The organism is Sphingomonas sp. UNC305MFCol5.2 (assembly GCF_000712135.1).
Taxonomy (GTDB): Bacteria; Pseudomonadota; Alphaproteobacteria; order Sphingomonadales; family Sphingomonadaceae; genus Sphingomonas.
Genome location: NZ_JOOE01000004.1, coordinates 614,553 through 629,057, shown reverse-complemented (window position 1 = coordinate 629,057; position 14,505 = coordinate 614,553). Strand labels below are relative to the sequence as shown.

Genomic DNA, 14,505 nt, shown 5'->3' with positions numbered 1-14,505 from the left:
TCCCCTCAGATGCCCAGCCCGAGCCGGTAGATGCGATCGGCGTTGCGCCCCCAGAGCGCACGGCGTTCGTCCTCGGCGAAGTCGCCGGTAATCGCGTCATACGCATCCAGATGCTGCGCGAAGCTGCCGAAGAGCTTGTCGGTCGGGAAGTCGCTGGCGAACATTGCGCGATCGGCGCCGAACAGATCGATCGCCTCGAGAATGTACGGCCGCGCCTGTTCGAGGGTCCATGGGCGGTGCGTGAAGCCCATTCCCGACAATTTGGTCGCGACGTTGGGCAAAGCGGCGAGCGCCGTCATGCCGGCGCGCCACTGGTCCCATTCGCCGGGCACCGCCATGCCGGTATGATTGATAATGATTTGCGTTTCGGGGTGGCGGGCGATCAACTTGGCGAGCCCCGCGAACTGGCCGGGATAGGCCTGAAGGTCGAAGCTCAGCTGATATTTGCCGAGCAAGGCGAAGCCCCGCGCCCAGGCCGCGTCCTGCGTGACGTCGCGGGAGGAATAGGTCCGGCGCGGATCGGGGTGCCAGTTGACGATATGGCGGATACCGCGGACAGCGTGGTGCGCGGCGTGCGCGTCGAGCAAAGCCTCGACTCCCGGATCATCGAGCGCGGCGAAGGCGACGATCGCATTGGGCATACCGCGCGCATCGTGGAGGCCCTGCAGCCATTCGGTCTCGGCGAGCGCCGCGCTCGCTTCCGCCCCGGCATCGACATGGACAATTCCCCGAACGTCCCAGCCCGCGGCATCGCCGAGATAGTCGTCGAGCAGATAGGTCGTGGCGATCGGCTCGACGCTGCCGTTCGGGCCGTCATCGGCGAAGGGCGGCGTCAGCCAGGGATAGGCGATGCGGTCGAGGTCCCAGAGATGCACATGGGCATCGATGAACGGCAGATCGCGCGCCATTTCCTCTCCTTCCCCGTGCTCCTGCGAAAGCAGGAGCCCAAGACCGCACATGGTTCGCTTGCGACTCTGGGCTCCTGCTTTCGCAGGAGCACAAGGTCAGTACGTCGTCCGCCCGCCCGACGTGTCGAAGGTCGACGCCGTCGTGAAGCTGCATTCCTCGCTCGCCATGAACAGGATCATCGCGGCGCTTTCCTCGGCCTCGCCCAGGCGGCCCATCGGGATCTTCGAGCGCATGTAATCGACCTGGCTCGCGGGGAGCTGATCGAGGATCGGGCTCTCGAACGTCGCAGGAGTCAGCGCGTTGGCGATGATGCCCTTGCCCGCCAGTTCCTTGCCGAGCGACTTGGTGAGGCCGATCACCCCCGCCTTCGATGCCGAATAGGCCGAAGCGTTGGGGTTGCCCTCCTTGCCCGCGACCGAGGCGACGTTGACGATGCGGCCATAGCCGTTCGCCAGCATGTGCGGGACGACCGAGCGGCAGCAATAGAACAGCCCGTTCAGGTTGATCGAGACCACCCGCTCCCAGCTGTCGAGCGGATATTCGTGGACGGGCGCGGTGGCGCCGGTGATCCCCGCCGAGCAGACGAGGACGTCGACCCGGCCGAGCGCCGCGGCAGTCTCGCCGGCGGCAGCGGCTACCGCGGCGGCATCCGAGACATCGACCGAAACAATATGCGCCGCGCCGACTTCGGTCTTAGCCGCGGCGAGCCAGTCAGCGTTGACATCCCACAAGGCGACCTTGCCGCCCTCCGCGACGAAGCGCTTGGCGACGGCACGGCCGAGCCCGGATGCGCCGCCGGTGATGATCGCGGTGCGGCCCGCGAAGCGATCGGCATAGAGCGTCAAGCGACGTTCTCCGACCATGCGACCACCTGCTGCGCCTGCTCGCCGAGCTTCTCGATGCCGAGCGCGACTTTGTCGCCCGCCTTGAGATACACCGGCTCGGGCTTCTGGCCCATACCGACGCCGGGGGGCGTGCCGGTGGTGATGATGTCGCCGGGAAGGAGCTTGATGAACTCGCTGACATAGGAAACCAGCTTCGAGACCGGGAAGATCATCGTCGCAGTGGTGCCGTCCTGCTTGCGCTCGCCATTGACGTCGAGCCAGAGGCGGAGGTTCTGCGGATCGCCGACTTCGTCCGAAGTGACCAGCCACGGGCCGACGGGGCCGTAGGTCGGGCAACCTTTGCCCTTGTCCCAGGTGCCGCCGCGGTTGATCTGGTAATCGCGCTCGGAAAGGTCGTGGACGACGCAATAGCCGGCGACGTGATCGAGCGCCGAAGCTTCGTCGATATACGACCCGCCCTTGCCGATGATCACGCCGAGCTCGACTTCCCAGTCGCTCTTCACCGATCCGCGCGGGATCACGACAATGTCGTGCGGGCCCTGGATGCAGCTGACCGCCTTGGTGAAGATCACCGGCTCTTCGGGGATGGGCAGGTTCGATTCCGCCGCGTGATCGGCATAGTTCAGGCCGATCGCGATGAACTGTCGCGTGACCGCCACCGGCGGGCCATAGCGCACGCCCTCGGGCGCGAGCGGCAGCGAGGCCGGATCGATCGCGGCGAGCGCGGCGAGGCCTTCGGGCTGCAGCTGGTCGGGCCCGATATCGCTGATGTGCGCGGAAAGATCGCGGATGCGGCCATCGGCGTCGATCAGGCCGGGGCGTTCGCTACCGGCGGGTCCAAAACGGCAGAGTTTCATGTTCGCTCTCTCAGTCTCAATGCGTGTAGGGGCGGTGCATCGGCAATTCGCGATTGAGCTCGACCCCGAAACCGGGCTTGTCGAGCGCGCTCACGTGCAGGCGCCCGTTCACAGGCACCGGCTCGCCGATCAATTGCGGGTGGAACATCGGAACCACTTCGGTCGGCCCCGGATGCATCATCAGGAACTCGGCGAACGGGCTGTTATGCCGGGTGATCACGAAGTGATAGCTGTACACCGACGAGCCGTGCGGGATCATCAGCACGCCTTTGCTGTCGGCATAAGCGGCGATCTTGATCAGTTCGGTCACGCCGCCGCACCAGCCCACATCGGGCTGGATGATGTCGCAGCATTCCATGTCCATCAGCATGCGGAAGCCCCAGCGGGTCGCCTCATGCTCGCCGGTGGTGACGAGAAGGCCCTTGGGCGCGTTCTTCCTCAGCGCTGCATAGGCCCAATAATCGTCGGGGCTCAGCGCCTCCTCGATCCACTTGAGCCCGCACTCGTCATAGGCCCTGCGCGCGAGCCGCGTGGCATAATCCAAGTCGAGACTCATCCAGCAATCGAGCATCAGCCAGAAATCGTCGCCGACGCGGGCACGCATTTCGGCGAGCTCGGCGATGTTCTTGTGGAGCCCCTCGAGGCCCTCGGCCGGGCCGTGGTGGAGCGGCAGCTTGCCGCCGATGAAACCCAGTTCCTTGGCCACGTCGGGCCGCGCGCCGGTGGCGTAGAATTGCAGTTCGTCGCGCACCGCGCCGCCGAGCATCTGGTACACCGGCTCGCCGCGCAACTTGCCGAGCAGGTCCCACAAAGCGAGGTCGACTCCCGAGATGGCATTCACGACGAGGCCCTTGCGGCCGTAATATTGCGTCGAGAAGTACATCTGGTCCCAGATCTTCTCATATTCGGTCGGGCTGCGGCCTTCGAGGAAGCGCGCGAGATGCTTCTCGACGATGAACGCAGCGGGCTCGCCGCCGGTGGTCACTGCGAAACCGATCGTGCCGTCCTCGGCCTCGATCTCGACGATCAGCGTGCCGAGCACGTTGATCCCGAAGCTCTGCCGCGACTGGCGATATTCGGGATAGCGCGCCATCGGCGTGGCGATGTGATTGTCGATCCAGTGGCCTTCGCCCTGATCGTGATAATCGGCGCCGCCGCCGCGAACGGTGAAGGCACGGACGTGCTTGATCTTCGAAAGGCCGGCTGCAGCCACGTCAACTGATCCCTTTTGCGGCTAAACGTACCACATCTGGGCACGCCGCCTGAGAATGTGAAAAATTGCGAGCATGACATACCATCATATGATACGCAGCCCCGCGATGCCTGACTGAATGGATCTGGCGGGTGCCGAAATGCTCCGCCGCTTCGCACCCCTCCTGATGCTTTACTTTCTCACTTTATGGGATAGGATGTTACGAGATGAGACGCGACACGTCAAACGCTGAATCGGAAACGACCGAGAAGAAAGCGGGCTCCAAGGTACAGGGCAGCCAGACGCTGATCCGTGGGCTCGACATGCTCGACAAGGTGATCGACGGCCCGATCAAGCTCGCGGAGCTTTCGGCGCGGATGGGACTCACCCGCTCGACCACGCACCGGCTCGCCAATGCGCTGATCGATCGCGGCTTCCTCACCTATCTGCCGCGCGACGGCTATCAGCTCGGACCCAAATTGATCCAGTTGGGCTTCCTTGCGCAGAGCCAGGCCGACATCGTCCAGATCGCGCGCCCGCGCATGGAAGAGCTCGCCGCCGCGTCCGAGGACACGGTGCATCTCGGGCGGATGGACGGCGACCTCGCACTGTATCTCGACAAGATTCCGGGCAGGCGCCGCGTCGAAATCTCGAGCCGGATCGGCGACCGCCAGCCGCTCACCTCGACCGGGCTCGGCAAGGCGTTGCTCGTGGACGGCAGCGAAGCCGAATGGACCCGGCTGTTCGACGCAGATCAGGCGCACGGCGCCCTCCGCGCCGATCGCGAGACGTGGTTCGAGCGGATGCGCGGCTATGCCGAGGCGGGCCATGCCTATGATCTCGAAGAGAATGAGGACCAGATACGCTGCGTCGCCGCCCCGGTGCGCGACGTGTCCGGAAAGATCGTCGCGGCGATCAGCGTATCGAGTGCCGCGCAATATATGGACGACGAGCGGATGGCGGCGCTGAGCTCCGAAGTCCGCGACACCGCGCAGCGGATCAGCACCGATCTGGGCTGGAGCCCCGACGTGCGCCCGCCGAGGCGCGGCCGCAGATAGTCAGTATCAGGAGAGGCTAGTGAAGTTGTTGGAAGGCAAGACCGTGCTCGTCACGGGCGCATCGACGGGCATCGGCCGCGCGGCGGCGGTGGGTGCAGCCAAGGCCGGTGCAGATGTCGTGGTCAACTATCACAGCCGTGACGACGATGCCGCGGCCTGCGTCGCCGAAATCGAAGCCGCAGGCCAGCGCGGGCTTGCGGTGAAGGGCGACGTCGCCGCGCCCGAGACCGCGACCGAGTTTGTCCGCAAGGCAGTCGAGGCATTCGGCAAGGTCGACGTGATGGTTTCCAACGCCGGCATCTGTCCCTTCCACAGCTTTCTCGACATGCCGGTCGAAACCGTCCAGCGCACGGTGCAGGTCAATCTGCTCGGGGGCTATTTCATGTGCCAGGCGGCCGCCAACCAGATGGTGAAGCAAGGACATGGCGGCGCGCTGATCGCGGTCTCTTCCATCTCGGCCTTGGTCGGGGGCGAGTATCAGACGCATTACACCCCCACCAAGGCGGGCCTCCACTCGCTGATGCAGTCGACTGCGATCGCGCTCGGCAAGCACAATATCCGCTGCAACTCGGTCCTCCCCGGCACGATCCTGACCGAGATCAACAAGGAGGATCTCGCCGACGTCGAGAAGCGCAAATATATGGAAGGTCGCATCCCGCTCGGCAGGCTCGGCCAGGCCGAGGATCTCGCCGGCCCGATCGTGTTCCTCGCCTCGGACATGGCCGCCTATGTCACCGGTGCCGCACTGCTCGTCGACGGCGGCGCATTCGTGAACCTGCAATGAGGGCGCTGCTCGCCGCGGGCGCCGCACTGCTCGCCACCGCCCTGCCCGCCCAGGCCCAGCAACGTATCCTGATCGCGAGCGATTCGACCGCGGCCAATTACGGGGCGGACAAATATCCGCAGACCGGCTGGGGCATGATGCTCAAATGCGGGCTCCGGCCCGATGTCGAGGTTGTGAATCGCGCGGTAGGCGGACGCAGCACCCGCACCTTTATCTCGGAAGGCAAATGGGATGCCTTGCTTGCCGAGGCGAAACCCGGTGATGTCGTGCTGATCCAGTTCGGCCATAACGACGCGTCCGTATCGCGCCCCGAACGCTACGCACCGGCCGCGACGCTCTATCGCGACAATCTGCTGCGGATGATCTGGGAATCGCGTGGGCACGGCCTCATCCCGGTGCTGGTCACGCCTCCTGCCCGCCGCTCGTTCGACGGCGCCCGCGCCAAGGCCGACTTCGCCGCATATTCGCAGGTCGAACGCGAGCTGGTGGTCACCACCAACACGCCGCTGATCGACCTCGAGGCGCGCTCGCTCGACTTCGTCAGTCAGGCCGGCGAGGCGGGATCGAAGAAATATTATCTCCACTACACGCCAGCCGATAAGGTCGCCGCGTTCCCGAACGGCATCGCCGACGACACTCATTTCAGCGAGCTCGGCGCCCGCGCAATGGCCAATCTGGTCGCACAGGAGCTGAAGGGTCTGAAAGTGCCGGTGGCGGAGAAAGTGCTCCCCGAGCGCCCCGACCTGACGCGACCCCGGCCGCTCGGCAGCTACGCCTGCCATTGAATTGACACCGGTAGACACCGGGGAAATATAGCTGCCATACTCGCGCCCGGCGGCGCTTCGCCGCGCGTTGCGACGACCTGTGTCTGGAGTGTGGCCAAAAGCCCACAGCGCGGGGACGAATCCCAAAAGGGGGATTGGCGAGACGTTTTGGTTACGTCATATATATTGGGAAACAAGAACAACAAATGAGACTCGTCAGCGCAAAGCGCGACGATCAGGCTGGACCAGAGGAGGGGAAGAGCATGAAGCTTTCAGCATATTCGCGCGTTCGCGGCGCAGGGGTTTCCGGCGCCGCGCTGGCCATGGCGCTGGCATGGACACCGGTGGCAATGGCGCAGGACGCCCCCGCCCCGGCCGCGCAGCAGGCTCCCGACACGACCGACGAAGGCGAGATCGTCGTCCAGGGCTTCCGCGCCTCGCTCAACACCGCGCTCAACCAAAAGCGCGAGGAGACCGCCGCGGTCGATTCGATCGTCGCCGAGGACATCGGCAAGTTCCCCGACAGCAATCTCGCCGAATCGATGCAGCGCGTCCCCGGCGTCGCGCTCTCGCGCGGCGACGGCGGCGAAGGCCGCAACATCTCGGTCCGCGGCCTCGGCGCCGGCTTCACGCGCGTTCGCATCAACGGCATGGAAGGCACCGCGCAAACCGGCTCGTCCGATATTTACGGCGCCGGCAATTCGGGCCGAAGTTTCGACTTCAACGTCTTCCCGACCGAAATCTTCTCGGCGCTGTCGGTGCGCAAGACCACGTCCGCGGACGTCGAAGAGGGCTCGCTCGGTGCGACTGTCGACCTCAAGGCGCCCAAGCCGCTCGACTTCAAGAAGGACTTCACGCTCTCGGCGACTGCGCGCGGCGTCTACAACGAGATCAGCAAGAAGGTCGATCCGCGCGCCTCGCTGCTCATCTCCAAGCAGTTCGCCGACGGCACTTTCGGCGTACTCGCCTCGGTCGCCTATCAGAAGCGCCACATCCGGGAGGTCGGCTATTCGGCGGTAGACATCCTGGCATCCAACACCAACGGGCTCGCCCAGCCCCTGGCCGGCGCGCCGGCGGGCTCGACGATCTCCTTCCCCTACTGCACGCCGGTGGGCGGCTTCACGTACAACGGCACTGTCTACAACAGCCCGTCGATCGGCACGAAAGGTGCGACGGCGAGCAATTGCAGCACGGGCAATCCGCGCACCAGCAACCCCGCCGCCTTTGCCGAGGCGTTCAATCGCGGGGTGACCGTCACCACCAACCCGACCACCGGCGCCATCACCGTCGTCGGCGGCACCAAGGCATTTCTGCCGCGCCTGCCGCGCTACGTGAACTCGGAGCAGGACACCAAGCGCATCGGCGGCACGCTGACGCTGCAGTTCTCGCCCGATGACGATACCGACATCAGCGTCGACGCGCTCTATTCGCGCTACGAGGTCGAGCGGCGCGACAATTATATCCTCGGCCTGTCGTTTGGCCGCAGCGTCACCAACAACGGCCAGCCGATGGTGTCGGTGCGCGACATCCAGTTCGATGACAAGGGATCGCTGGTCTACGGCCTGTTCGATGGCGTCGACGTCCGCTCGGAAGGGCTCGTCGATCACTGGATTTCGGACTTCAAGCAGGGCAATTTGAACTTCCGTCACCGCTTTAACGACAGCTTCGAGATGACGGCGTTGTTCGGGATCAACCAGTCGGTCTGGTGGGGCCCGAAGCGCTTCCAGACCTTCATGGACGCAATCGACACCGACAATTTCTCGGTCGATTTCCGCGACGGCGGGGCGACTCCGATCATCGGCTTCGGCTTCGACGTGTCCAATCCGGCGAACTTCACTTATGCGCCCGCGCTCGCCGACGGGACGGTGCTCGGCGGGTTCAGCTTCCAGGGCAAGCCGTCGAAGAACCAGACGGACAATCTCACCGCCGAAGTCAACACCGACTGGGACGTCGCCCAGGGCGTCAAGCTCAAGATCGGCGGACAGTTCCGCCGCAGCGACTATAATGCGTACAACTCCAACCCGTATACCGCCGACACGGTCGTCCGGCCGCTGCCCGCAGGCACGACGCTTGCCAGCATCACGCGCCAGATCAGCGGGCTCGACGAACTATTCGGCCGCGGCGCGCCCGCGAGCTGGGCGGCGATCGATCCCGACAAATGGGACGGCGTGTACGACTTCGATTCGGTGCGCTTCTGCCGCACCTCCTGCGGTGCCGGTGCTTCGCGGATCCGCGAAGAGGTCAAAAGCGCCTATGTGATGACCACGTTCAACACCGAGGACCAGCTCCCGGTGAAGATCCGTGGCGACATCGGCGTGCGCTATGTCCGCACCGACATGCTGGCGGCGGGCTATATCTCGGTATCGGCGCCGGCAGGCTCCACGCCGACCAATCTGCGCGGCCAATATGGCCAGGTGCTGCGCGGCTATGACGATTGGCTGCCCTCGGGCAACGTCGCGATCGAGCCGGTGGACAATTTGATCCTGCGCCTGTCGGCCGCCAAGGTGCTGGCGCGTCCCGAACTCGGCCAGCTCGCACCGACCAGCGGCATCACCGCCACCACGCGCACGGGCAACATCAACAATCCGTTCCTCGATCCTATCCGCGCCGACACCTTCGATGCCGCGCTCGAGTGGTATTTCAAGCCCGGTTCACTGCTGTCGGTCGCCTATTTCAAGAAGGACATCAAAAGCTTCGTCCAGCGCGTCACCAGCCAGATCCCGTTCAATCAGCTGGGGCTCCCGGTGGAGCTGCTCACCGGCACCAACACCGCACCGACCGAGATCTTCACGATCGGCCAGCCGGTCAATACGCCGGGCGGCCCGCTCAACGGAGTCGAGGTCAATGCCCAGATCCAGCTCGACTTCCTGCCGGGCTTCCTCGGCAATTTCGGCGTGCTGGCGAACTACACGCACGTGACCTCGACGATCCAATATGTGCTGGCGAGCGTGAACGGCGTGCCGACGGTGACCACCACGGCGGACCTGATCGGCCTTTCGAAGAACACCGCCAGCGGCACGCTCTTCTACGAGGACAGCAAGTTCAGCATCCGCGCGACGGGCAGCTATCGTGACCGCTACATCCGCGGCATTCCCGCCTCGACCGGCAGCGATCTGCAGGGCAATTCGCCGAACCTGTTCGTCGACGCCTCGGCATCCTACGCAATCACCGACAACATCAAGGTGATCCTCGAGGCGCAGAACCTCACGGACGAGCGCAACAACCTCTATATCGACAGCCAGCGCAAGGACACGCTGTTCCAGACCCGCATCGGACGGACGTTCAACTTCGGCGTGAACTTCCAGTTCTGAGGCTTGCCTCCTGCGGGCCGTCGTTCGCGGCGGCCCGCATCTTTTCGATCATCACGCAAATGAGCGGGCTGCGATCAGTGATCGCGGCCCGTTTTGCGTGGGGACACAATCCCGAAATGTAAATCTCCGTGCCATTAAATGGGAACTTGTTGACTCCGCCTGCCACCGGGAGCAGCTTTGCCGCAAAACAGATCGGGGAGAGATTCGTGCTGGCGGCACTCATCATCGCATCGGCGATTCCGGCGCAGGCAGCGCCCGTGGTGGCGGGGCGGCAAGTCGAACGGCTCGACCGCGGGCTGGTCGCGGTGCCGGCCACCGGCGGCGGCAACCATGTCTCGTGGCGGCTGCTCGCGACCGACGCGAAAGGCGCGCGCTTCACGCTTTATCGCGACGGCAAACAGATCGCGAAGATCGCCGGCAACGCGGCGACGAGTTATCTCGACAAGACCGGCACCGCGACTTCGCATTATGCGCTCGCCGCGCGTGACACGGGCGCGACCGTCTGGGCGAACGGCTATCTCGCGATCCCGCTCGACAAGCCGGCCGACCGGCGCACCGCGGACGGCGAGACCTATGCCTACACCGCCAACGACGCCTCGGTCGGCGATCTCGACGGCGACGGGCGGTACGAGCTGATCGTCAAATGGTATCCGACGATCGCCAAGGACAATGCCTTTTCGGGCGATACCGGCGCGACCTTGCTCGACGCCTATACGCTGGAGGGCAAGAAATTGTGGCGGATCGACCTCGGCCCCAACATCCGCTCGGGCGCGCACTACACCCAGTTCATGGTCTATGACCTCGACGGCGACGGCAAGGCCGAGATCGCGATGAAGACCGCCGATGGCACCGTGGACGGTACCAATCGGACGCTCGGCGATCCGCAGGCCAGCTGGACCAGCCGCGAAGGCGAAGTCGCCATCGACGACCGCACCGGCGCCAAATTGCTGCCCGACGGCAAGAAGGTCTCCGAGCTCAAGGGCCGCATCCTCAAGGGCCCCGAATATCTGACCGTGTTCGATGGGCGCACCGGCCGCGCGCTCGCCTCCGCGCCTTATGCCCCGGCGCGCGATCCGAGCGGCGACAACCCGACCTATGACCAGATGAAGGCGACCTGGGGCGACGGCTATGGCAACCGCTCGGAGCGCTATCTCGCCGGCGTTGCTTATCTCGACGGGCACCGGCCGAGCCTCGTCTTCGGGCGCGGCTATTATGCCCGCTCGACCGCCGCCGCATGGGACTATCGAAACGGCAAGCTCAGCATGCGCTGGCTGTTCGACAGCGCGACCCCGGGCAATGAGAAGTTCGGCGGACAGGGCAACCACCAGCTCTCGGTCGCCGATGTCGACGGCGATGGGCGAGACGAAGTGTTCTACGGATCGATGATAATCGACGACAATGGCAAGGGGCTGTGGTCGTCAGGGCTCGGGCATGGCGACGCGATGCACCTCTCGGACCTCGATCCGACCCGGCCGGGGCTCGAGAAGTTCGGCGTCCACGAGACGATGCGGATGAGCGGTAATCGCGGCGCGGCGATGCTCGACGCCAGGACAGGCGCGATCCTGTGGTCGACGCCCGCCGACAAGGATACCGGCCGCGGCATCGCGATCGACATCGATCCGCGCCACCCCGGCGCCGAAGCCTGGGCGAGCAATTCGCGCGAGCTCTACGACGTGAAGGGGAAAATCATCCCCGGCGGACATCCGCGCGCGGCCAATTTCGGCATCTGGTGGGACGGCGACCGCCTGCGCGAGCTGCTCGACGGCAAGAAGATCACCAAATGGGACTGGACCAACGGCACCGAGCAATTGCTGCTCGATCCGCCGGGCGTGGTCTCGAACAACGGGACCAAGCAAAACCCGTCGCTTTCCGCCGACATCCTCGGCGACTGGCGCGAGGAACTGGTGGTGCCGAGCGCTGACAGCACCGAGCTGCGCATCTACGAAACGCCGATCCCCACCAGCGAACGCATCGTGACGCTGATGCACGATCCGGTCTATCGCCTCGGCGTGGCATGGCAGAACACCGCGTACAACCAGCCGCCGCACACCTCGTATTTCCTCGGGGCGAAATGAGGCCATGCTGCTGATCGCACTTCAGATGGCGATGACCCAGGCCCCGCTCCGTTTCGACCTCGAGCCCCCGAAGCGCACCACCGGCCGCGTCGCGGTGGCAGCGAGCAAACCGTACGAACAGGGCGGCTTCGGCTACGAGCCCGAGCGGCGGGGCAAGGAATTCCTGTTCTCCGCCGCGGTGCCCGAAGGCAATTACCGCGTGACGGTGCGTCTCGGCGGGCGGGTCACGGTGAAGGCCGAATCGCGCCGGCTGATGCTGCGCGACATCACGACGAAGCCCGGCCAATATGTCACCGCGAGCTTCATCGTGAACGTCCGCAACGCGCAGCTCACCCCGCCCCCGGCCAATGCTCCGGGTGGAACGCAGGTCAAGCTCAAGAGCCGCGAGGCGGGCAGCTACACCTGGGACGACAAGCTCACACTCGAATTCCTCGGCGATCCGCGCGTCGCCTCGATCGATATCGAGCCGGTGACGGTGCCCACGGTCTTCCTCGCCGGCGATTCGACCGTGACCGACCAGCGTTCGGAGCCCGCGGCGAGCTGGGGACAGATGCTGCCGGCCCTGTTCGGCCCCGATGTGGCGGTCGCGAACCATGCGGAATCGGGCGAGACCTTGAAGTCGTTCGTGACCGAACTGCGCTTCGACAAATTGCTGTCGCTGGTGAAGCCGGGCGACTGGCTGCTGATCCAGTTCGGGCATAACGACCAGAAGGCCAACTGGCCGCAGACCTATGCCGACCCGCAGATCACCTACCCCGCCTGGCTGCGCACCTATATCGCCGAGGCGCGGCGGCGTGGGGCGCATCCGGTGCTGGTGACCTCGCCCGAGCGGCGGAATTACGCGCCCGATGGCAAGGTGAAGCGAACGCTCGCCGAATATGGCGAGGCGGCGCGGAAGGTGGCGCGCGAGGAGAACATCCCGCTGCTCGATCTCCAAGAGCGCACGGTGGCGCTGTACGAGGCGCTCGGCGAGACACAGGCCGCGACGCTGTTCAACGACGGCGGCAAGGACCGGACACATCACAACAATCCCGGCGCCTGGTTCCTCGCCCGCGCGGTGGCGGCCGAAATCGCGACACAGGTACCGGAGCTGGCGGTATATCTGAAGTCGGGCGCGCGCAGCTTCGACGCGGCAAGGCCGAACCTCAGCGAAGGCGTGATCGCCCCGAGCCTCGCGGAGAGCGACGTCCGACCCGCGGGAAGCTGATGCGGACCGGCCACGTCTTCGACGTCCGCGATCACGGCGCGAAGGGCGACGGCGTCGCGCTCGATTCGCCCGCGATCAACGTCGCGATCCTCGCCGCCGAGGCCGCGGGCGGCGGGATGGTGATCCTGCCGCCGGGCCAATATCTCAGCTTCTCGATCCGGCTGAAGAGCCGCGTCACGCTCGTGATCGAAGACGGTGCCACGCTCATCGCCGCCGAGAAGGGCCCGCTCGGCGCCTATGATCCGCCCGAGGAGCGCGGGCCGCAACTCTATCAGGATTTCGGCCATAGCCATTGGCACAACAGCCTGATCTGGGCGGAGCATGCCGAGGATATTGCGATCCTCGGCAAAGGCAGAATCCTCGGGCTGGGCCTAACGCGCAACGGCCCCGGCACGCCGTGGAGCAAGCAGGCGGGCGAACGACCGCTGTCGATGGCGAGCATGCCCGCCGCCGATATCGACAAGCTCGAGCGCTCGCGGCAGGCGATGCAGGGCATGGGCAACAAGGCGATCGCGCTGGCGCATTGCAAGCGGGTGAAACTCGACGGCTTCAGCATCTTCAAGGGCGGGCATTTCGCGATGCTGGCGAGCGAAGTCGACGGGCTCGACATCGGCGATCTGGATATCGACACCAATCGCGACGGTCTCGATCTCGATTGCGTGCGCCGTGCGCGCATCGAGCGCTGCCGGGTCAACACGCCCAACGACGACGCGATCGTGCTGAAGACCAGCCTCGGGCTCGGCAGACGCTCGTCATGCGAGGACATCGAGATTCGCGACTGCCAGGTCAGCGGCTTCGATCTCGGCACGATGCTCGACGGCACCCGTCAACGAACCCAGGAACTTTCGCCTGACCGCGACCGCGTCACCGGCCGGATCAAACTCGGCACCGAGAGCAACGGCGATTTCCGCCGCATCCGCATCGCCAATTGCCGCTTCGAACGCAGCCGCGGGCTCGCGCTGGAGACAGTCGACGGCGGCGGAATCGAAGACGTGCTCGCCGAGAATATCGAAATGACGGACGTGACCACCGCGCCATTGTTCCTCCGCCTCGGCGCTCGGCTGCGCGGGCCCGAAGGGACGCAGATTGGGGCGATGCGAAATATCGAGGTGCGCGGGCTGAAAGCGACGGGCATCGATCCGCGCTTTGCCGCGACCCTCGCCGGGCTGCCCGACTACCCGATCGAATGCGTCCAGCTGCGCGATATCGATCTCGGCTTTCGCGGCGGCTATTCCGAACCGGTGCCCGAGAGCCCGCTTGAGCTGGCGGATGCCTATCCCGAACCGAGCATGTTCGGCCCCACTCCGGCCTGGGGCTTATGGGCGCGCCATGTGACGGGGCTGGAGGTCAAGCACTTGCGCCTGTCGCGCGACGGCGGCGATCCGCGCCCGTCAATCCTGCTCGACGACACCGTGGCGCGAGCCGAGGACGCACAATATTGGCCGGACCAGGTTTGACGCCGCGTCTCTACTCGACTATCCATATACTGCAGTTAAGTCCCAC

11 protein-coding genes are annotated in these 14,505 nt (G+C 65.3%); 7 read left to right on the top strand and 4 right to left on the bottom strand.

Features of this window, described 5'->3' with window-relative positions; genetic code table 11:
• Window positions 1-5: 5 nt before the first annotated feature.
• The 4 genes from BR78_RS0119105 to rhmD form a co-directional block, all read right to left on the bottom strand.
• Window positions 6-908: an amidohydrolase family protein gene (locus BR78_RS0119105; RefSeq protein ID WP_025560262.1), complete on the bottom strand. Its 903-nt coding sequence runs from the start codon at window positions 906-908 to the stop codon at window positions 6-8.
• Window positions 909-1,004: 96 nt separating this feature from the next.
• Complete coding sequence (locus BR78_RS0119100) at window positions 1,005-1,772, bottom strand: SDR family NAD(P)-dependent oxidoreductase (RefSeq protein ID WP_443027686.1); 768 nt, start codon at window positions 1,770-1,772, stop codon at window positions 1,005-1,007.
• Complete coding sequence (locus BR78_RS0119095) at window positions 1,751-2,611, bottom strand: fumarylacetoacetate hydrolase family protein (protein WP_025560260.1); 861 nt, start codon at window positions 2,609-2,611, stop codon at window positions 1,751-1,753. Before BR78_RS0119095 ends, BR78_RS0119100 begins: the two co-directional genes overlap by 22 nt.
• A 16-nt stretch (window positions 2,612-2,627) precedes the next feature.
• Window positions 2,628-3,824 carry an L-rhamnonate dehydratase gene (gene rhmD, locus BR78_RS0119090; protein ID WP_025560259.1) on the bottom strand — a complete coding sequence of 399 codons (1,197 nt, stop codon included), beginning with the start codon at window positions 3,822-3,824 and terminating at the stop codon, window positions 2,628-2,630.
• 206 nt (window positions 3,825-4,030) lie between these two features.
• Here rhmD and BR78_RS0119085 point away from each other — a divergent pair, with 206 nt between their 5' ends.
• The 7 genes from BR78_RS0119085 to BR78_RS0119055 all read left to right on the top strand — a co-directional run bounded on the left by BR78_RS0119085 (window position 4,031) and on the right by BR78_RS0119055 (window position 14,459).
• Window positions 4,031-4,861: an IclR family transcriptional regulator gene (locus BR78_RS0119085; RefSeq protein ID WP_025560258.1), complete on the top strand. Its 831-nt coding sequence runs from the start codon at window positions 4,031-4,033 to the stop codon at window positions 4,859-4,861.
• A 19-nt stretch (window positions 4,862-4,880) separates the two neighbouring features.
• Window positions 4,881-5,645, top strand: a complete 765-nt coding sequence (locus BR78_RS0119080) for an SDR family NAD(P)-dependent oxidoreductase (RefSeq protein ID WP_025560257.1) — start codon at window positions 4,881-4,883, stop codon at window positions 5,643-5,645.
• Window positions 5,642-6,430 (top strand): rhamnogalacturonan acetylesterase, encoded by a 789-nt coding sequence (locus tag BR78_RS0119075; RefSeq protein WP_025560256.1) that lies wholly within the window; start codon window positions 5,642-5,644, stop codon window positions 6,428-6,430. Before BR78_RS0119080 ends, BR78_RS0119075 begins: the two co-directional genes overlap by 4 nt.
• A 242-nt stretch (window positions 6,431-6,672) precedes the next feature.
• The gene (locus tag BR78_RS0119070) at window positions 6,673-9,720 is read left to right on the top strand and encodes a TonB-dependent receptor (RefSeq protein WP_025560255.1); all 3,048 of its coding nucleotides are present in this window, start codon (window positions 6,673-6,675) and stop codon (window positions 9,718-9,720) included.
• A 206-nt stretch (window positions 9,721-9,926) separates the two neighbouring features.
• Window positions 9,927-11,795, top strand: coding sequence for a rhamnogalacturonan lyase (locus tag BR78_RS0119065; RefSeq protein WP_025560254.1), 1,869 nt, complete (start codon window positions 9,927-9,929; stop codon window positions 11,793-11,795).
• Window positions 11,796-11,799: 4 nt separating this feature from the next.
• Complete coding sequence (locus tag BR78_RS0119060) at window positions 11,800-13,002, top strand: rhamnogalacturonan acetylesterase (protein ID WP_025560253.1); 1,203 nt, start codon at window positions 11,800-11,802, stop codon at window positions 13,000-13,002.
• A complete protein-coding gene (locus BR78_RS0119055; protein WP_025560252.1) occupies window positions 13,002-14,459 on the top strand; it encodes a rhamnogalacturonidase in 1,458 nt (485 codons plus the stop codon). Before BR78_RS0119060 ends, BR78_RS0119055 begins: the two co-directional genes overlap by 1 nt.
• The last annotated feature ends 46 nt before the right edge of the window (window positions 14,460-14,505 follow it).

What these genes read in the sequence shown, in the direction of transcription:
- BR78_RS0119105 (WP_025560262.1), bottom strand. Translation starts at nt 908, where the DNA reads ATGGCGCGCGATCTGCCGTTCATCGATGCCCATGTGCATCTCTGGGAC.
- BR78_RS0119100 (WP_443027686.1), bottom strand. Translation starts at nt 1,772, where the DNA reads ATGGTCGGAGAACGTCGCTTGACGCTCTATGCCGATCGCTTCGCGGGC.
- BR78_RS0119095 (WP_025560260.1), bottom strand. Translation starts at nt 2,611, where the DNA reads ATGAAACTCTGCCGTTTTGGACCCGCCGGTAGCGAACGCCCCGGCCTG.
- BR78_RS0119085 (WP_025560258.1), top strand. Translation starts at nt 4,031, where the DNA reads ATGAGACGCGACACGTCAAACGCTGAATCGGAAACGACCGAGAAGAAA.
- BR78_RS0119075 (WP_025560256.1), top strand. Translation starts at nt 5,642, where the DNA reads ATGAGGGCGCTGCTCGCCGCGGGCGCCGCACTGCTCGCCACCGCCCTG.
- BR78_RS0119070 (WP_025560255.1), top strand. Translation starts at nt 6,673, where the DNA reads ATGAAGCTTTCAGCATATTCGCGCGTTCGCGGCGCAGGGGTTTCCGGC.
- BR78_RS0119060 (WP_025560253.1), top strand. Translation starts at nt 11,800, where the DNA reads ATGCTGCTGATCGCACTTCAGATGGCGATGACCCAGGCCCCGCTCCGT.
- BR78_RS0119055 (WP_025560252.1), top strand. Translation starts at nt 13,002, where the DNA reads ATGCGGACCGGCCACGTCTTCGACGTCCGCGATCACGGCGCGAAGGGC.